This window comes from Prevotella sp. HMSC073D09 (assembly GCF_001814145.1).
Classification (GTDB): domain Bacteria; phylum Bacteroidota; class Bacteroidia; order Bacteroidales; family Bacteroidaceae; genus Prevotella; species Prevotella conceptionensis.
The window spans coordinates 26069-43865 of the sequence record NZ_KV815128.1; the positions used below are offsets into that span (position 1 = coordinate 26069).

17 protein-coding genes and 1 tRNA gene are annotated in these 17797 nt (G+C 46.7%); 10 read left to right on the forward strand and 8 right to left on the reverse strand.

Features of this window, described 5'->3' with window-relative positions:
* Positions 1 to 93 precede the first annotated feature (93 nt).
* From HMPREF2955_RS12540 to HMPREF2955_RS12555, 4 genes are all read right to left on the reverse strand, one after another.
* Complete coding sequence (locus HMPREF2955_RS12540; protein WP_070723797.1) at positions 94 to 1422, reverse strand: dihydroorotase; 1329 nt, start codon at positions 1420 to 1422, stop codon at positions 94 to 96.
* Entirely contained in the window at positions 1419 to 2201 is a 783-nt protein-coding gene (locus tag HMPREF2955_RS12545; protein ID WP_070723798.1) for a DUF4369 domain-containing protein, read from the reverse strand. Before HMPREF2955_RS12545 ends, HMPREF2955_RS12540 begins: the two co-directional genes overlap by 4 nt.
* A 178-nt stretch (positions 2202 to 2379) precedes the next feature.
* Complete coding sequence (locus HMPREF2955_RS12550) at positions 2380 to 2793, reverse strand: hypothetical protein (protein WP_070723799.1); 414 nt, start codon at positions 2791 to 2793, stop codon at positions 2380 to 2382.
* The gene (locus tag HMPREF2955_RS12555) at positions 2777 to 3115 is read right to left on the reverse strand and encodes an FtsB family cell division protein (protein ID WP_019186786.1); all 339 of its coding nucleotides are present in this window, start codon (positions 3113 to 3115) and stop codon (positions 2777 to 2779) included. The genes HMPREF2955_RS12550 and HMPREF2955_RS12555 overlap by 17 nt, the downstream gene beginning before the upstream one ends.
* A gap of 344 nt (positions 3116 to 3459) precedes the next feature.
* On the opposite strand from HMPREF2955_RS12555, the gene HMPREF2955_RS12560 reads away from it, so the two are divergent.
* Positions 3460 to 5286, forward strand: coding sequence for a DNA polymerase III subunit gamma/tau (locus tag HMPREF2955_RS12560; protein WP_070723800.1), 1827 nt, complete (start codon positions 3460 to 3462; stop codon positions 5284 to 5286).
* Positions 5287 to 5922: 636 nt separating this feature from the next.
* Positions 5923 to 6108, forward strand: coding sequence for a hypothetical protein (locus HMPREF2955_RS12565; RefSeq protein ID WP_070723801.1), 186 nt, complete (start codon positions 5923 to 5925; stop codon positions 6106 to 6108).
* A gap of 868 nt (positions 6109 to 6976) precedes the next feature.
* On the opposite strand, the gene asnA is transcribed toward HMPREF2955_RS12565, so the two are convergent.
* Positions 6977 to 8014 (reverse strand): aspartate--ammonia ligase, encoded by a 1038-nt coding sequence (gene asnA / locus HMPREF2955_RS12570; protein ID WP_070723802.1) that lies wholly within the window; start codon positions 8012 to 8014, stop codon positions 6977 to 6979.
* Between the two features lie 739 nt (positions 8015 to 8753).
* Between asnA and HMPREF2955_RS12575 the strand changes: the two genes are divergently transcribed.
* The 7 genes from HMPREF2955_RS12575 (at position 8754) to HMPREF2955_RS12605 (ending at position 14493) form a co-directional block, all read left to right on the forward strand.
* Positions 8754 to 9545, forward strand: a complete 792-nt coding sequence (locus HMPREF2955_RS12575) for a DUF2971 domain-containing protein (protein ID WP_168166900.1) — start codon at positions 8754 to 8756, stop codon at positions 9543 to 9545.
* 143 nt (positions 9546 to 9688) lie between these two features.
* Positions 9689 to 9762 (forward strand) — tRNA-Arg (locus HMPREF2955_RS12580).
* A gap of 224 nt (positions 9763 to 9986) precedes the next feature.
* A complete protein-coding gene (locus HMPREF2955_RS12585) occupies positions 9987 to 10208 on the forward strand; it encodes a DUF3791 domain-containing protein (RefSeq protein ID WP_070723804.1) in 222 nt (73 codons plus the stop codon).
* Positions 10208 to 10684: a DUF3990 domain-containing protein gene (locus tag HMPREF2955_RS12590; RefSeq protein ID WP_070723845.1), complete on the forward strand. Its 477-nt coding sequence runs from the start codon at positions 10208 to 10210 to the stop codon at positions 10682 to 10684. Before HMPREF2955_RS12585 ends, HMPREF2955_RS12590 begins: the two co-directional genes overlap by 1 nt.
* Positions 10681 to 10902 carry a hypothetical protein gene (locus HMPREF2955_RS12595; protein WP_070723805.1) on the forward strand — a complete coding sequence of 74 codons (222 nt, stop codon included), beginning with the start codon at positions 10681 to 10683 and terminating at the stop codon, positions 10900 to 10902. Before HMPREF2955_RS12590 ends, HMPREF2955_RS12595 begins: the two co-directional genes overlap by 4 nt.
* A 534-nt stretch (positions 10903 to 11436) precedes the next feature.
* The gene (gene pepT / locus HMPREF2955_RS12600; RefSeq protein WP_070723806.1) at positions 11437 to 12660 is read left to right on the forward strand and encodes a peptidase T; all 1224 of its coding nucleotides are present in this window, start codon (positions 11437 to 11439) and stop codon (positions 12658 to 12660) included.
* A gap of 285 nt (positions 12661 to 12945) precedes the next feature.
* A complete protein-coding gene (locus tag HMPREF2955_RS12605; RefSeq protein ID WP_070723846.1) occupies positions 12946 to 14493 on the forward strand; it encodes an L-lactate permease in 1548 nt (515 codons plus the stop codon).
* A gap of 137 nt (positions 14494 to 14630) precedes the next feature.
* Here the strand turns inward: HMPREF2955_RS12605 and queF are convergent, their stop codons facing one another.
* Positions 14631 to 15095, reverse strand: coding sequence for a preQ(1) synthase (gene queF / locus HMPREF2955_RS12610; RefSeq protein ID WP_019186773.1), 465 nt, complete (start codon positions 15093 to 15095; stop codon positions 14631 to 14633).
* Positions 15096 to 15140: 45 nt separating this feature from the next.
* Complete coding sequence (locus tag HMPREF2955_RS12615) at positions 15141 to 15830, reverse strand: queuosine precursor transporter (protein ID WP_083317730.1); 690 nt, start codon at positions 15828 to 15830, stop codon at positions 15141 to 15143.
* A 215-nt stretch (positions 15831 to 16045) separates the two neighbouring features.
* On the opposite strand from HMPREF2955_RS12615, the gene HMPREF2955_RS12620 reads away from it, so the two are divergent.
* Positions 16046 to 16672 (forward strand): Type 1 glutamine amidotransferase-like domain-containing protein, encoded by a 627-nt coding sequence (locus HMPREF2955_RS12620; RefSeq protein ID WP_070723807.1) that lies wholly within the window; start codon positions 16046 to 16048, stop codon positions 16670 to 16672.
* Positions 16673 to 16865: 193 nt separating this feature from the next.
* On the opposite strand, the gene HMPREF2955_RS12625 is transcribed toward HMPREF2955_RS12620, so the two are convergent.
* Positions 16866 to 17783, reverse strand: a complete 918-nt coding sequence (locus HMPREF2955_RS12625) for a DUF4886 domain-containing protein (RefSeq protein ID WP_070723808.1) — start codon at positions 17781 to 17783, stop codon at positions 16866 to 16868.
* Positions 17784 to 17797 lie beyond the last annotated feature (14 nt).

Below are 17797 nucleotides of genomic sequence, written 5' to 3' on the forward strand. Positions count from 1 at the left end.
GAAACCGCTAGACACCTTTAAAGGCGTTAGCCATTTTTTCACCCTTTCATCCTTTCACTTTTTCACCTTTTCAACCTTCACCTTTTCACTCTTTCAATGGCAAAACGCCACCTCTTCGCCACGATATTGAGCATCGAACGTGCCGTCTTTATCGAGCAACAAGTGTCCGTTGCAGATGGTTTGCACCACTCGCCAACGGAACTTTTCGCCCTCCATCGGACTCCATTGGCACTTACTTTGCACACAATCCTTCGTCACTGTCCACGGTTCGCCACGGCGTACGATGGTTAAGTCGGCCTTATAGCCGGGCTTAATAAAGCCTCGTTTGCTAACAGCGAACAAGCGTGCAGGCGCATGGCACATCAGTTCAACCATCCTTTCTATCGTAAGCACGCCCTTTTCGCAAAGTTCGAGCATGGCAGGCAGCGAGAATTGCACCATCGGCATGCCCGATGCTGCCTTCGCACAGCCGCCAATCTTGTCCGAAACGAGGTGTGGAGCGTGGTCGGTTGCAACCACCGAGATGCGCCCATCGGTCAAAGCCGCACGCAAAGCATCGCGGTCGGCACTGGTCTTTACGGCTGGGTTGCATTTGATTTGTGTGCCACGAGTGCGATAATCGGCATCGCAGAACCACAAATGAGCAATTACCGCCTCGGCCGTGATACGCGGATTATGGCCGAAGAGCGACAGTTCGCGTGCCGTTGTGAGGTGTGCCACATGCAGTTGCGCCCCGTATTTGGTGGCCAACTCCACAGCTAAGGCCGACGAATGGTAGCAAGCCTCGGCACTCCTTATCGCAGGATGGTGCTCCACGGCTGGGTCGTCGCCATACAATCGCTTAGCCTCGGCCATATTTTGGTTTATGAGTTGCGTATCTTCGCAATGCGTCATGATGGGCAAAGGCGCGTTTTTAAAGATGTTTTCAAGCGTTTCGAGCCTGTCGACAAGCATGTTTCCCGTGCTAGCACCCATAAAAAGCTTAATGCCCGGCACGCGTTTGGTGTCTAAACACTCAAAAAGATGAGCGTTTTGGTTGGTGGCTCCAAAGAAAAAGCTATAATTAACGTGGCTCTTGCCCTGCGCAAGTTCCAGTTTTTGGTTCAACGTTTCGAGCGTTGTGGTTTGCGGAAGGGTGTTAGGCATCTCGAAAAACGTAGTTACACCACCGTATGCGGCAGCGCGACTCTCGCTTTCGAGGTCGGCTTTGGCCGTTAAACCTGGTTCGCGAAAGTGCACATGGTCGTCTATCACGCCAGGCATAACCACACAATCCTCGGCATTCAGCCGCAGGTCGAAGTGTCCTTCAGGCACGGCCTCGCCTTCGGTTACGCTTGCTATCAGGTCGTTTTCAAGGGTTAGGCAGCCTTTAAAGCTGCGTCCCTCGTTCACAATTGTTGCGCCGTAAATAAGCGTTTTCATTCTTTTGTGGGCTGGGCCAAGTCGTTTGGCGTGGGTGCAGGCGCGGCTTGCGGCGTGGGTGCAGGCGCAGGCATGGACACGTCTTTCATTCCGTTCATTATCTGTTGGTTTTCTTGCGCCTTGGCGTAGTAGTCTTTCACATAAGCGTCGTTTTTAAACTTATCCGTGGCTTTGCTCATGATGTCTTCTATCCAAGGGGTAAGTTCGGGATAGTCGTAACCGATGGTAACCATGAAAAACACGCCCGGACCTAACACGTTGTCGAAGTTTTCGCACACGAACGACGTGATAAGCTTGTCTTCAAGCCCCGACAAACGTTCGGCCTCGCTGTTCAAACGGGCGTTCACCACGTCCATATTGCTGCCGTTCATAATGGCTTGGTCGTGCTTATGCACCAATTCTTGTTCTTGGTTTTTCAGTTGGTTGTACTTATTAAAGAACTTAAACAGCTTGTCGTTAAGGGGTGTTCCCGACACGTTTTGCTGTGCATCGTCTAGTTTTACGATGATGTCGCCGCTTTCAAGCACCAAGGGCAACACACTTTCTTCGTCCATAAAGATATTGGCGATGCGTACAGAGTCTAACGATCCAGAGAATCCGAACTTGCCGTGCACAACGTCGCACGAGTCTAACTTTTTAAATTCGTTGTCTTTCAGTACTTTCAGGTATAACTTTCGGCCATCGAGGGTAGATATGTTAGAAGTACCTTCGATATTGTAGCTGCTACCGCACGAGGTAAGCAACGCCAACGCGAACAATGTATATAGAACTTTATTCATAAGTTGATTGTTTCTGTCTTGTCACACAAAGATAATACGCTTTTGCGGGCTATCGAATTATTTTCATGCTATTTAATCCAAACAAACCCCCTTTTAAGTATTTTTTAAGAAAAGTGTTAGTTGTTGAAAGCCTGCACACCGCAGGCACGTATATATAAGGATAGCCGCATGTCAGGGCCTATTGCCTTTTGTTTTTCTTCATTTCGTGGTCTATGCGGTGCATGGTGTATATTTCCAAAAGGGCTGCAATGAGCAAAAGCACCACCCACTTGTTGTACAAATAGTCTACATAGGCGATGGAACTATCGAAAAGTGGACGGAAAAACATGTAGGCCGTATCTACCATCAGTATGCCGGCGAGCATAAAGAAGATGTTGGCCACAGCTTGAATACGTTTCAAGCGGCGCACCACAAAGTCGGTTCCTTCGTAAGTTTGCATGGATTGCATGAGGCAAAACAGCGTTGCTCCCACGAGGTAGAGCCAACATACCGCCTGTTGTTGCCACATAAATGCAAAGCATCCCGCACCAATCACCATCAGCGCACCACCAACGGCGTAGAGGATGGATTGCAGTTTATTCAGTTGTTTCATCTTGTTGTTGTGTAGGTTTCTCGTCATCGCTCAGCACATAGATGTCTTCATCGTCGGCTTTCATAAAGTAGCGCTCACGCGCAATCTTCTCAATGGCCTTGGGGTCGCGTTTTAGTTGGCGAAGCCGTTCCGTGTCGGTGCTGTGGCGTTCGTTATATTCTTTTATTTGTTTTTTTAAGTCGCTTACCTGAATTTCGTACTCCAAACGGTGCATAAAGCTGTTATCGTCGACAAAACCGACGATAAGCACACCCACCACCACTACGATGAGGTAGCGATAATGGTTAAGCATTCTGCCCACTTCATTCCATTTGCTGTTCATTGGAGGCTCATTATCCGCTGCAAACTTACAACTTTTTTTTCAATCGCCATGCACTACAAGCACACTTATTGCACAATTAATGCAAAACTAAGGACGATTAGGCGCGAGGGAAAAAGGGTGAAAGGGTGAAAAGGTGAAAAGGTGAAAAGATGGCTGCGCCTACAAACTTGTCAAATCGTTAACTTGTAAACTTGTCACTGAACAAAAAGACATGAACCAAAAGAAAAGCCAAAAATAATGCGTAACTTTGCAGAACGGGGGTACAAAACGACACACCCGCTAGGCGAAAGGACTATCACCCAACGCCAAACCAAACACATAAAAAGGAACACAATACAGCATTTATGGGAGAATATATCGTATCGGCGCGCAAATACCGACCCGTGTCTTTCGACTCGGTGGTGGGGCAATCTGCCCTTACCACCACGCTGAAAAACGCGGTTAAAAGCGGAAAGTTGGCGCACGCATACCTCTTTTGCGGTCCACGAGGGGTGGGTAAAACCACTTGCGCGCGCATTTTTGCCAAGGCCATCAACTGCCTTACACCCACCGAAATGGGCGAGGCGTGCAACCATTGCGAAAGCTGCCAAGCCTTTAACGACCAACGTTCGTACAACATCTTCGAGCTAGACGCGGCCAGCAACAACTCGGTAGAGAACATTAAGACACTGATGGACCAAACACGCATCCCTCCGCAGGTGGGAAAATATAAGGTTTTCATCATCGACGAGGTGCACATGCTTTCCACCGCGGCCTTTAATGCCTTCCTTAAAACACTGGAAGAGCCGCCCGCACACGTCATTTTCATCTTGGCCACAACCGAGAAACACAAGATTTTGCCCACCATTCTGTCGCGTTGCCAAATCTACGACTTTGAACGGATGACTGTCCCTGGCATCATCGACCACCTTAAACGCGTGGCCGAGAACGAAGGAATTGCCTACGAAGAGGAGGCTTTGGCCGTAATTGCCGAGAAAGCCGACGGCGGAATGCGCGATGCGCTTTCCATCTTCGACCAAGCAGCTAGCTTTGCACAAGGCAACCTTACATACAACAGCGTGATTGCCGACCTTAACGTGCTTGATAGCGACAACTATTTCAGCATTATCGACTTGGCCGTGCAAAACAAGGTGAGCGACATCATGGTACTTGTTAACGACATCATTGCCAAAGGCTTTGATGCGGGCAACCTTGTTAACGGATTGGCCACGCATGTGCGCAATGTGCTGATGGCAAAAGACGAAAGCACCCTGCCGCTGCTGGAAGTTAGCGCACGCCAACGCGAACGCTTTAAGGAACAGGCGCAAAAATGCCCCACGAAGTTTCTTTATAAGGCCTTGCAGGTTATGAACCAATGCGACATTCACTATCGCGCAAGCAGCAACAAACGCCTATTGGCCGAGCTTACGCTGATACAAGTGGCGCAGATAACGCAGCCCGAAGACGAACCTGCCGCGGGGCGTAGCCCCAAGAGATTGAAATCCCTGTTCAGAAAACTTGCCACTCCCCAACCTAAACCGGCTCGACAGGTGGTCGGTGGGGACAAACCATTGGTGCGCACAACCGTGGCAACGCGCACCGCAACGGCATTGGCCAACACCAACGAGGCGAAAACAACGCCCTACCCCACACAGCCTGCCGTTGAAACACCTAAGGCGAACGAGCCTGAAACAACTACGCAACGAACAGCCATGCCCATCGGAAAGCTTAAATTGGGCAAGGTGGGCACGTCGTTTGCCGACCTTAAACGGGGTCCCGAAAAGGTTGGACAAGTTAAAGAAGACGAAATAACGAATAAAGAGGAGAACCATGTGTTCTCGCAAGAAGAGCTTGAACTGCAATGGATGGCGCTTTGTAACCGCATGCCGCAAGAAATGATTGCCATTGCAACGAGGATGAAGAACATGTCGCCGCGCATAACCCAATTTCCCAACATAGAAGTGCTGGCCGACAACGAGATTGTTTTGGAAGAGGTTAACAACATTAAGAAACGTATTGAGGGCGGACTGGCCAAGTATTTGCACAATGGGCAACTGCAACTTCACATCCGACTGGCCAAGGTTGAGGAGATGAAACGCATCCTTTCTAAAAAGGAAATATACGAAAACATGCTTAAAGCCAATCCCGCAATAGACAAGCTGCGCAATGCGTTGGGGCTGGAATTGGCCTAAGCCCTAGCCATTGGCATCGCAAACACGCCGTAACCAAATTTCCTTCTTACTGAAATCAGCTTTACTTTTAATCTTTCTATAAGTTGAGAGGAGCTTATTATCTTTGTGCAGTAAAACCAAGATAAGCACTCCTTTCTCATGTACGAAGTACAGCACAAAGATACAATTCTGCCCCCTTTGCTTGTGGCAAAACGTGGTTATGCCTTAAACCCCAATCGGTCGTTAGACCGCTTACCTATTATTTTAGGTTGTTTCCATCGCTTCCTGTTCATCTTTCGTTTGCTTGTCGGCATCTTGTCCGTCTTATTCTCTTGACGTAGCCCGCTACGTCTTCAAGAATAAGGCAGACAATATGCTCAACAATACACAAAATCTGCACAGGCTCTAACGACCGATTTGGGTTAAACTGCTACCAAACGGATTACATTCAATACATTTCTCTACAAGCAGAAAACTAGCTGCCTGTGGTGTGTTACCCCCACATTTCCATGATATTGTCTCCATTGGTCGTGAACAGCATGCCCTGCAACCGTTCGCACTGGCGGCTGTAAGCGCACGTGCTTTCCGTGGGCGTTGCCCATGTGCGTGTATGCAAGACAGCTCCTTTGTCTAGTTTTTAGCAAGAAATTTAACATTATGAGTACCATTTTCGTCCACCAATCGCCAACCTTGTCGCAAAAAATCGATTCTCGCGAAGGTTTGTTTTGGTGCAAAAAGAGGTTAGTTGCAAAGGTGGGCAAAATGAATTTTTATTTAAAAGAAACGGCATTTGCACTAGGTTTTGGGCTATTTGCTGCTAAATGTAGTGCAATATGCCGCTAAACGCAGTGCGTTTTGGTGCTAAATGCAGTGCGTTTTGGTGCTAAACGCAATGCGTTTTGGTGCTAAATGCAAGGTAAAATGGTGCAAAATGCGATGCAAAATGCGGCTAAATGCGAGACGAAAAGCATAAAAACACACCACAATAGTATAAATATAACCTCTTAGAAACATGAAATACATGGCCGAAAAGGGCAAAACAACCCCTAAAAAGTGGGATTTTGGGGGCTAAAAGCGGGTAATTGGGCATAAAAAATAATGAGCTGGCAAGCAAAATAGAAAGGCAATATGGTGCAAAATGCAGGTTCTTCTCTTGAATGTTGACAAAAAGTAAGGCGTGAAAGACTAGAAATAGTAGCTATTTACCTACTTTTTAAGCCATTTTTTCGCTAGAACGAAGTGAAAATTAGAGTCGTTTTGTAAAAATAAAAACAACAATTTAACCTTTGGGGCTGATGCGTTTTGAACGGATAAGTAAATGGGGTTGTGAAGCAGTGAGTGAGTCTGCACAAAATTCAAGCCCCAGGTTCTCACTTAATTCATGTTCTAAAAATGCCACGCTTATGCTCATTCTTGCTTTTTTGTTCGCCCTTCACCATCCTTATGTTGAACTTACATGCCGATAAACGCACGCCATAAAACCATGAGTTATATCCCGACTTAATGCTTTTTTCCATAGGCAGGTGCTAAAAATTACCTTTGTTGTATTTTTAGCTTTTAGCTGAGCAGGTTTTGCTTACTTCTTGAAAGAGCATAGTGAACTATGCTTTCTGAAAGAGTAAGCGAAAGATGCCAGATAAAAGCAAAAAGACAGTGAAGAGCAATACAAGGAACATCAATTGAACCTTTGCGGGGAATTTTTAGAACATGCCTATATCAACGGCATGCCTGCGGCCTGGCATTCGGCTCGCATTTCGTCGCTCCAAATGCTAGCTTGTATCTCGCCCACGTGCGCTTTCTGCAACAACACCATGCACAAGCGGCTTTGTCCGATACCCCCACCGATGCACAAAGGCAGTTTGCCCGACAGCAGCTGACGATGGAAATACAATTCCGCACGAGTCTGCTGCCCCGTCATTTCTAACTGGCGCAATAAGGCATCTGCATTGACACGAATACCCATCGACGACAACTCTACCGAACGTCCCAACACGGGATACCATATCAATATGTCGCCATTTAGCCCCATTCGGCCGTCTTCTGCCAACGTCGACCAATCATCATAGTCGGGTGCGCGGCCGTCGTGCTGCGTTCCATCGCTCAATTTACCGCCAATGCCAACGATAAACACCGCCCCATACTTCTCGCAAATGGCATCTTCGCGCTCTTTCGGCGTAAGGTGGGGGTACATTTGCAACAATTCTTCGCTATGCACAAAGTGTATTTCGGGCGGCAAGAAGGGCTGCATGGCAGGATAGGTTTCGCAAGTGAGATACTCGGTGCGCAATATCGCCGCGTAAATTCGGCGCACGGTCTGTTTCAGAAAGCTGAGCGTGCGCTGTTCGGGCGTGATAACCATCTCCCAATCCCACTGGTCTACATACAAAGAATGCAGGTTATCCAGCTCTTCGTCGGCGCGAATGGCGTTCATATCCGTGTAAATGCCATAGCCAGGCTTTATCTTATATTCGGCCAACGTTAGGCGTTTCCATTTGGCCAACGAATGCACCACCTCGGCACGCGCGTCGCCCAAGTCTTTTATGGGGAACGTAACAGGGCGTTCGATGCCGTTAAGGTCGTCGTTAATGCCCAGTCCTTGCATCACGAAAAGCGGTGCCGTAACTCGGCGCAAGCGCAGTTCGGTGGAGAGATTTTGCTGAAAGAAGTCCTTAATCAGCTTTATTGCCTGTTCTGTTCTCACCTTATCTAGTAGGGCATGGTAATGTTCTGGCCGTATCAATGTGCTCATAGGTCGAAATATTATTTTGTTGTACAAAGGTAGCAAAATAAACAATAAATGGGCAAAACACGGAAAAGAATATCACAATTTGATGCAAAATAATGGCAAAAAGGTTTCATTCTGAACACACCAGCCTATTACATGCTAACCATATCAACAACATATCAATTAACATGAAACACAATTCACACGTAGAAAGATAGAACAACTTTTATATCATCACTTCTATTCTATCACAATTTAATTTGCTTTATATCTAAAAAACTATTAAATTTGCAGTGTCCTTACGTTCGTCCCTCCCGCATTGGAGGGTCAACAGATGGGACGTGAATAATGAAAAGGCGTTTACTTAACGCTTTGACTTGACACTCTGAAACTTCGCAACTTTCAACCTTGTCAAAATCAAAGCAACGGTAGATGTCCTCAGTGGATATGTTATGTCCATCAATATGCACCTGTATAGGTGTGTATTGTGCTATACATATCGGCGTGGGGTCTCTGCGTTGCTCGTTCTGACAAGGTGGGCAATGCGAAGGCCTCAGAGTGTGGAGCGAGTTATATGTATGAACTCCCAGGCTTTTTCATAAACCCACATTTACTATTCTACCGACAAGGGAGTATCGGCGCACTAATCCTAGTGACTATGGAGCTAATGTACCACTACACTTCACTGTCTACGCTTCAATGTTTGTTAGATAACATTTCTACCAACCGCGAGTTCATTTTCCATGCAAGTAGCATTTATTCCATGAACGACTCGCAAGAGTTTATTCACGGGTATAACATCGTATTAGATTGGCTAAAGAAATACGAGGAAGAGCAAGGGATAAAAGAAAACCGCTTATCTGAGATTTGGGATAATTACTTAGAGAATCACACTAAGGAAGAATTTAACTCCTTATTTATAGAGAAGCTGTGTAAAGAAGAGCATATTCCTTATGTGATTGCATTCTCCAAAAATGGTGACTCTTTGCCATTATGGAGCATGTATGGGGTAGATGGGAAAGGAGTGAGTCTGGGTTTCCAAGACTACTTCTTATATATAAGAGACTTTAAAAGCACTGAAGACTTTAAAATAAAATCGGAAAGTGAGATAGATGTTTTAGATGTAATGTATCAAAATGCACCTAATCTCGATGAGCTCCGAACCAATGCGCTAAAAAGCCAGTACAAACAATATCTTGAAGAGGCAAACAAAAACAATAGAGAACATTTATTGAGAGTACAGATGAAACATTTAGGTATAGCCACCATTATTGTTTCACCACACATCAAACATCCTGCTTACGCTTTTGAAGAAGAAAAACGTCTCGCTATATATAAAAGAGATGAAGACAAAGTGCTTTACAAGATAAATTCCAAAGGGAACATGATTTCGTACATAGAAACACCTATACCAATAAAAAATCTAAGAAGTATAACTATTGGGCCGTGTGTAGATTTCGTTTCAACGAAACGCGTTCTAGAACAGCAACTAGATAAACGCGAATTTAAAAATGTTGAAATAAGACAATCGGAAATTCCATATAGACAGTTCTAAACAATAATTACATATAAAATATGCGAATAGTAACAGCAGGTACTGATAGGCCGTTGCCACCACAACTAAACCACATATTTCGTTGCACCACATTTGCTCAAACCAACAAAAATGCTTACTTTTGCAGCGCAATAAGTAACAAAGGCCTCGTAGTTCAGCTGAATAGAACGCAGGATTCCGGTTCCTGAAGTCGTGGGTTTGAATCCCGCCGGGGTCACAAAAGGGGAATGCTAGGGCGTTCCTCTTTTTGTTTATCCTCATTCATAAATACGAAATTTCTCTACCCAACAACTTGGTTTCCTCACATTATTTTCCTATTTTTGTAATCGAAGTAGGCGATGTGCAAGCTGTTTATCAGCACATCGCCCTATTAAGGTGTGGTATTCGCAATCTAACATATAGAAATAAGCGGTATGCCCTATATTATATAAGGAGTGGAATATGGAATATAGCACGGAAGAGAAACTAGAATGGATAGTCTACTTCATCTATGAGTTTGGGAAGAAGTACGACCTAACAATGAAACAGGCCTTTGGCTATTTGCAGCGGTTTAAGGCCATCGATTTCATTGACAATCACTATGGCTATGCCCATACACAATCGTTCAGCACAATGGTAGACGAGCTTTCGCAGTACTGCCGCAGAATGGGAGGGGCGTTATGATGAGGCTTTATCATGGAACAACGAGCGACTTTAACGAGATAGACCTCACGAAGTCTAAGCCTGGCAAAGACTTCGGGCGCGGCTTTTACTTGTCTGCCGAATTGGAACAAGCCAAAGACTTTGCCCAAACACGTGCACTTTTGTTAGGAGGTTCGCCCGTAATAGCGAGCTATGAGTTTGACGAAAAACTGCTCACGTCAAACAAGCTGAAAGTTAAAACCTTTGAGGATTACACGGAAGAGTGGGCAAATTTTATCCTCGCCAATAGAAACAACACTTCAAACACGCCCATACACGATTATGATGTAGTTATTGGGCCCATTGCCAACGACCGTGTTGGGCTCCAATTGGTGAGGTTTAGCAACCACGACATCGACATGCCCACACTCATAAGAAAGCTAAAATTTATGAAAGGCGTTACCATTCAATATTATTTCGGTACAGAACGTGCCATTAAACATCTGAAACGACTATGACAGAGAAAGAAGAAATGAAAGGCTTTTTGGTGAAAGAGTTGGCAAAACGGCTAATAGACAACGACAACACCCTATCAATAGAACAGGCCTTAACGCTCGTATTAAACTCCGAAACATACGAAAAGCTGATGGACGATGCCTCAAAGCTTTACTATCAAAGCCCAGGATATGTGTTCTCGTTCCTGCAAACCGAGTTGCAAACGGGGAAAATGGGATAGAGCGAACGTCTTAATATTCGCCTAATACATTTGCTTTGCAAGCAAACGATTGGCGTTTTGCCCCATCATGCAAGCCTTTTGTCTCTTTAAAAATTGCCATTCGTTCACTTCGATAAAGACGTCTTTACAAAGCAAACCACTCGCCTCGCTCCTCCCCTATTTCCCCAAACAACGTTCATTTCCACCCCACTCCGCGTAAAAGATTTTGCCCTTTTGTTTCGCCTTTTTGAAACATTTCGTATCTTTGCAAAAGCAACCGTGCGTCCTAAGTGTTGTTCTTGACAATGGCCAAAGGCGCGCAGCGGTTCTTTTTCTCCAACGAAACAAAAGTCAATTTTACATTAACAATAACAAAAACATAAACCCATACGAACGGCTAAGCAACGCGAACTGTTCCGCCAAACGACAAATTGGACAAAGGGCAGCCACATAGACCACCCTCACCCAAAAAGAAAGGAACGCCAACGCACACGCCAAACCACGCGGCCTAAGCTAAAAGAAGACCGCGCGGCTCGTTCAAACTTAAAACCAAACATGGAAATAACAGAAAGATTTATTAATTATACCAAGTTCGACACACAGTCGGACGACAACTCGGAGTCGGTTCCGAGCACCCCGAAACAGCTCGTCTTCGCCGAATACTTGAAAAAGGAGATGGAACGAGAGGGTTTAAGCGACGTAGAGATGGACGACATGGGCTATCTCTATGGCACGCTGAAAGCCAACTGCAAGAAGAAAATTCCAACCATCGGATTTATCTCGCACTACGACACTAGCCCCGACAGCAGCGGCAAAGACGTAAAGGCACGCATCGTGAAAAACTACGATGGAGGCGACATCGAATTGTCGCCAGGTATCGTTTCATCGCCAACGAAGTTCCCCGAACTAAAAAGTCATGTGGGCGAAGACCTCATCGTAACCGACGGAACCACACTACTTGGAGCCGACGACAAGGCCGGAATTGCCGAGATTATGCAGGCCATGTGCTGGCTGCGCGACCATAACGAGGTGAAACACGGCGATATTCGCGTGGCCTTTAACCCCGACGAAGAGATAGGAAAGGGCGCGCACCACTTTGATGTAGAGAAGTTTGGCTGCGAATGGGCATACACAATAGACGGCGGAGACCTGGGCGAATTGGAGTACGAGAACTTCAATGCCGCCGGGGCAAAGGTCATCATCAAGGGGGTTAGCGTGCATCCGGGTTATGCTAAGGGCAAGATGATTAACGCAAACCGACTGGCTTGCGAGTTCTGCAACATGCTGCCAGACGACCAAACACCCGAAACGACCGAAGGATATGAGGGCTTTTACCACCTCATTGGCATGCAAACCAGCACCGAGTCGGCCAAACTGAACTTCATCATACGCGACCACGACCGCGATAAATTCGAAGATCGCAAGGCGTTTTTTGAGAAATGCGCTCGCGCCATGAACGAAAAATACGGTGAGGGGACGGTTGAAGTGGTGCTAAACGACCAATATTACAACATGAAGGAGAAGATAGACCCCAACATGCACGTAATAGACATCGTTCTGCAAGCCATGATGCAAAGCGGTGTTTCGCCCAAAGTGAAACCCATACGCGGAGGAACGGACGGCGCACAGCTAAGCTACAAGGGGCTGCCTTGCCCAAATATATTCGCAGGAGGCGTAAACTTCCACGGACCATACGAGTTTGTTTCGGTGCAAGTAATGGAAAAAGCCATGAACGTTATCATTAAGATATGCGAGATTGTGGCCGACTATAACGATTGAAAAAGACCTAGCAATACGCTATAACAGCGCGCGAATGCTAGCTTGTTGAAAGCTTATGCAAATAACAAACAAGCGTGGCGACGGCTGAAATGCGCCATTAGCAAAACCCAATATGGGGCGAACGTTCTGCAAAAGAACGTTCGCCCTTCAACATTTTATACCCTTAAAAGAGCGGTGCATCCAGCATTTTTTGCTATATTTGCCCAATACAATGCCGGCGAAAGCAACCTATCGCCAACGCCGCGCACACAAATACCACCCTATAACCCAACAAAACAGCACCTTATGGCCGCACTCGTTTCAATCCTTCCCATCGTTCTGCTCTTCGTCTTGATGCTTGGTTTCAAGATGGCAGGCCACCGCAGTGCCTTTATCAGCTTGCTCACCACGGCGGCAATAGCCGTGTTTCTTGCACCAACCATGAACTTCGCCCCCGATGGTTTCACGCAATCGGGTGTGGCATGGGCCTTTCTAGAGGGCACACTCAAAGCCGTCTTTCCCATCCTCATCATCATTTTGATGGCCTTGTTTAGCTATAATGTGTTGGTGGAAAGCAAGCAGATAGACGTTATCAAGGCACAATTCACATCCTTTTCCGACGATGATGGCGTTACGGTGCTGATGCTCGTTTGGGGCTTTGGCGGACTGCTTGAAGGCATGGCAGGTTTCGGAACGGCCGTTGCCATTCCCGCAGCCATACTTATTTCGTTGGGTTACAAACCGCTTTTCAGTGCATTAGTGTCGCTCATCGCCAACACCGTACCCACTGGTTTCGGTGCTGTGGGCGTGCCCGTGATAACCTTGGCCAACGAAATTGCACCTGGCGGAGCCGCCTCGCAAGAACTTATCTCGCAGCTTTCGGTATATGCCGTGATGCAATTATCCTTGCTTTACCTCGTTCTGCCCTTTATCATCCTTACGCTAACCAATCGCAGTAAGGGCGCAATACTTAAAAATCTACGGCTTGCAGCGTGGGTAGGCACCGTGTCGTTAGGCACGCAATACCTCGTGGCACGTTATCTAGGAGCCGAAACACCGGCCATTATCGGCTCGTTGGCAGCTATCGTGGCCATCGTTATTTACGCCAAACTGTTTGCGCCGAAGAAAAAGGAGGAAAACGAAAAGGCATACACCGCCAGCCAAACGCTTAGGGCTTGGGCGGTGTACGCCTTCATTTTATTGTTTATTTTGCTTTCGGGACCACTCTTTCCGCCCATCAACGCCTTCTTAAAGTCCACGTTGGTGTCGCGCATTGCCTTGCCCATACACGCCCCAGGCACGGCTTTTTCATTCGCTTGGATAGGCAACGCAGGCCTTATGCTGTTCTTAGGCACGGTGTTAGGCGGCTTGATACAAGGTCTTTCACCTCGACAGCTGCTTGTTTCGCTGGCCCGAACTGTGGTAAACCTGCGCAAAACCACCGTTACCATCATCTCGCTTGTGGCCTTAGCAGCCATTATGAACTATGCGGGCATGATACTTGTCATCGCCGATACGCTAGCCAACATTACAGGTAAGGCCTATCCGTTGTTCGCTCCGTTAATCGGGGCCATCGGAACTTTCGTTACAGGCAGCGACACTTCGTCGAACATACTCTTCGCTAAGCTGCAAGCAAACGTGGCAACACAACTTCATCATGCCGACCCCAATTGGATTGTAGCCTCTAACACCACAGGTGCAACAGGCGGAAAGATGATTTCGCCACAGAGTATAGCCATCGCAACGGCCGCCTGCGACATGCAAGGCAAGGATGGCGAGATACTCCGTTCGGCTCTACCCTACGCCGCCTTGTACATTATTATTGGTGGACTGATGGTGATGTTTGCAGGCTAGGTGGGAGCAAACAATTAGGCGGGTAGACCGGTTAACCTGTCTATCCGCCTTATTATCCGCACATTAACTTGTGAGCTTAACTACTCGTCAACCAGCAAACTTGCCTATTCGTCAACGTATTTACTCACAAATTCCCCTCATCCTCCGTACTCTGCGAAACGCCTTTCGGCCATTTCTGCATACTTTGTATTGGGCATTCCGTAGTTGGCAAAGGGGTGAATGCTGATGCCGCCACGAGGTGTGAACAACCCAACGACCTCAATATACTTTGGATTCATCAGCTTAATGAGGTCTTTCATGATGATGTTCACGCAGTCTTCGTGGAAGTCGCCGTGGTTGCGAAAGCTGAAAAGATATAGCTTTAAGCTCTTGCTCTCCACCATTCGCACGTTGGGCACGTACGATATACGTATCTCGGCAAAGTCTGGTTGCCCTGTAATGGGGCACAACGAGGTAAATTCCGGGCAATTAAACCTTACCCAATAATCGTTCTCAGGATGTTTGTTTTCAAACGTTTCCAACACTTCGGGCGCATAATCCATGCTATATTTCGTGTTGTTTCCCAACGATTTCAAGCCTTCGGTTTCTCTGTTCTTATCCATTTTGTTATCAGTAAAGTTAGTTTGGTGAGGTTGCGAGCTTATAAACTAAATGCTAAACACGCGCCAAATGCTGTAATTCACGTCGTTGTCGTAGGTGTCAACCTGTTCGTGTCGTTTCACATAACGCACCACACTGATGGTCAGAGGCAGTACAACAATCTCGTAAGCGGTCTTCAATATCACCTGCCAAAGCATCAGCCAAGGCAGTTCTTCGGTGGGAACTACGCCCCACAACGCCAGTGGAAAGAAGATAATCGAGTCTACCGACTCGCCGAAAATGGTGCTAACCACAGCGCGCAACGAGAAGTTTTTGCCGCCCGAAGACAATTTCATCTTGCTCATGACATAGGCATTTACAAACGAACCGCAAATGAAAGCCAAGAAAGACGCAAACGCTATGCGAGGTGCCAACCCGAAAACTGCATGAAAACCCTCGTCGTTAGTCCAATAAGGCGCACCTGGTATCATGTCGCAAATGGCTCCCAACATCACGAAGAAGAAGTTCATGGCAAAGCCCGTCCATATCAACATGCGCGTTTTCTTGTAGCCCCACACTTCGCATACGCAGTCGTTGATGATATACGACACAGGGAATACAATCAAACCACCAGTCAAACTGATTTTTCCGAATGCTATTTGCTTTGTTTCCAACACGTTTGCCGCTATCAGACAAACGCAAAAGAGTATGCTGAAAAGCATGAACAGCACACTCACTTTATTATCCTTGTTGTTCATCATTCTTGTTTTTAAAGAGGTTTACCAAGCACTCTATTCATTTTTCGTCTGCAAAGGTACTACTTTTTTCGCGTTCTCTTCGCTTATTTGCAGGTTTTTATTAACTTTGTAAATTGGTGGACCAATAATAATCGGAGGGTTTAAATACCCTTGATGAAGAAAGAAAGCCCAAAGATTTAACGCTCCACCCATCTCCATTCACAAATAACATTCAAATGATGGTAAAACTATTCTTATGCTCCTACTTTGCCGCAGTTTCGTCTTTCGTACCTCAATTTGTAGGTGGTGACTTGAAAGGCAAAGTGTTGGCGTTCATCCCTACCGCAAGTTTGCACGAAAAATACACCGAATATGTAGACGAAGCCAAACAGGCTTTTGAAAACATGGGATTAAAAGTTGAAGTGCTAGACGTGAGTAGCGCGCCCAAAGAATTAACCGAACGCACACTGCAACATTGCGACTTGATTTATGTTTCGGGCGGAAACACATTCTTCCTATTACAAGAACTGGAAAAAAGCGGTGCAAAAACCATTATACGCGAACAAGTGAATGGGGGCAAACCTTACATTGGCGAGTCGGCCGGTTCAATTATTATGGCCCCGAACATATCGTATGCAAAAGACATGGACGAAGCAGAAAAGGCTGCACCGCAATTAAAATCGTTCGAGGGTTTGGGACTGGTAGACTTCTATCCGCTCCCCCATTACAAGAGTTTCCCTTTCGAAGAAGTTACCGAAAAAATGCTTGTCAAATATGCCAAGCTGGGGTTAAAACCCATCACCAATCAGCAGGCGTTGTTTGTAAAGGGGAACCAAACCACGCTTATAGAGGTTAAGCAGTAGGCCATAAGGCTGAATTTGACGAATAAAAGGCGTTAGATTGCAACGTACATGTTTACGAACCTACACGCCCAACACCATTCTAAACATGGTAGCCACGTGCTTACCATGCAAGCAAAACGTCCACTTCACCCGTTTGGGCTAAACAAAAATCAGGCGTGATGTACCTTAAAGGTATTTCACGCCTGCTTTCATTCTATTTCTTTTCAACCAGTCCGCCTGCCGAAACCTTTGTGGCGGTGTTGACAATATCTATTGGCGAACATTCAAAAGGTAGTTCAACAGCGAGGTGCGCCGCCCATTGCGCCACCGCTTTCTGGGCCTTATCCAGTCCCTTTGGTGCATATCTGTTGCCAACAACTTTCGTTCCGAACAGGCATTCGAACCAGGTGCAGGCCGCCGTATAACGTCCCAACACCAGGTCGAGGTGGAAACCGTCACGGTTAAGATGGTCGCCAACAAACGAAGTACGGGCGTTTTGAATGGCCGTGCCCACGGGAACAAAGAGGCTAAACTGTGCGTTTTCTTTCTTCAAGCGTTGTGCACCCTCAACGATGGCACGATACATCTTGTCCTGATTGCGGTCGTAGTTGGCAAATCCGCCATGCGTTGAGTTCTGTGCGTATGCCCAAGTAACGTGCCATATCAGCTTAGTGGTGGCGGGAACACGCGCCCGAACGTAGGCGATAAGACTGTCTAAATGGGGTTGGAAACTGCTGTACATGCCCGAAAGCTGACTAACCTGCTGCAAGCTAACGTAATCCCACTGTTCGTCGCGCAGAGCTTTGTCGAGCGTATAGTTGGCCGTACGGGTCATTTTACCGTCTATTCCTATCTTGCGATAGTCGTAATCGGGCTTGTCGGTCCGTGCGTTGTTACAATGTCTTTCTAGCGAACAACCACCAATATACATGTTGCCGATAACCATCTGATGTCCCGTAGCAGCCGCCAACTCAAAGAGGTTCTGCTCAATGGCATCTTCCGAAAAGCTGTTTCCGATAGCCAACAACTTCAAAGGTCGGTCGGCAAAGGCCACCTGCACACACAAAACGAACATCAACGACAGCGCCAAAGCTAGCCCACGACCACTTGTCGTAAAACCTTTTATCTGCATATTATCTTTATTTA

Coding starts and splice junctions, on each gene's coding strand:
- HMPREF2955_RS12540 (WP_070723797.1), bottom strand. CDS start 1,422: ATGAAAACGCTTATTTACGGCGCAACAATTGTGAACGAGGGACGCAGC.
- HMPREF2955_RS12545 (WP_070723798.1), bottom strand. CDS start 2,201: ATGAATAAAGTTCTATATACATTGTTCGCGTTGGCGTTGCTTACCTCG.
- HMPREF2955_RS12550 (WP_070723799.1), bottom strand. CDS start 2,793: ATGAAACAACTGAATAAACTGCAATCCATCCTCTACGCCGTTGGTGGT.
- HMPREF2955_RS12555 (WP_019186786.1), bottom strand. CDS start 3,115: ATGAACAGCAAATGGAATGAAGTGGGCAGAATGCTTAACCATTATCGC.
- HMPREF2955_RS12560 (WP_070723800.1), top strand. CDS start 3,460: ATGGGAGAATATATCGTATCGGCGCGCAAATACCGACCCGTGTCTTTC.
- HMPREF2955_RS12565 (WP_070723801.1), top strand. CDS start 5,923: ATGAGTACCATTTTCGTCCACCAATCGCCAACCTTGTCGCAAAAAATC.
- asnA (WP_070723802.1), bottom strand. CDS start 8,014: ATGAGCACATTGATACGGCCAGAACATTACCATGCCCTACTAGATAAG.
- HMPREF2955_RS12575 (WP_168166900.1), top strand. CDS start 8,754: ATGAACGACTCGCAAGAGTTTATTCACGGGTATAACATCGTATTAGAT.
- HMPREF2955_RS12585 (WP_070723804.1), top strand. CDS start 9,987: ATGGAATATAGCACGGAAGAGAAACTAGAATGGATAGTCTACTTCATC.
- HMPREF2955_RS12590 (WP_070723845.1), top strand. CDS start 10,208: ATGAGGCTTTATCATGGAACAACGAGCGACTTTAACGAGATAGACCTC.
- HMPREF2955_RS12595 (WP_070723805.1), top strand. CDS start 10,681: ATGACAGAGAAAGAAGAAATGAAAGGCTTTTTGGTGAAAGAGTTGGCA.
- pepT (WP_070723806.1), top strand. CDS start 11,437: ATGGAAATAACAGAAAGATTTATTAATTATACCAAGTTCGACACACAG.
- HMPREF2955_RS12605 (WP_070723846.1), top strand. CDS start 12,946: ATGGCCGCACTCGTTTCAATCCTTCCCATCGTTCTGCTCTTCGTCTTG.
- queF (WP_019186773.1), bottom strand. CDS start 15,095: ATGGATAAGAACAGAGAAACCGAAGGCTTGAAATCGTTGGGAAACAAC.
- HMPREF2955_RS12615 (WP_083317730.1), bottom strand. CDS start 15,830: ATGAACAACAAGGATAATAAAGTGAGTGTGCTGTTCATGCTTTTCAGC.
- HMPREF2955_RS12620 (WP_070723807.1), top strand. CDS start 16,046: ATGATGGTAAAACTATTCTTATGCTCCTACTTTGCCGCAGTTTCGTCT.
- HMPREF2955_RS12625 (WP_070723808.1), bottom strand. CDS start 17,783: ATGCAGATAAAAGGTTTTACGACAAGTGGTCGTGGGCTAGCTTTGGCG.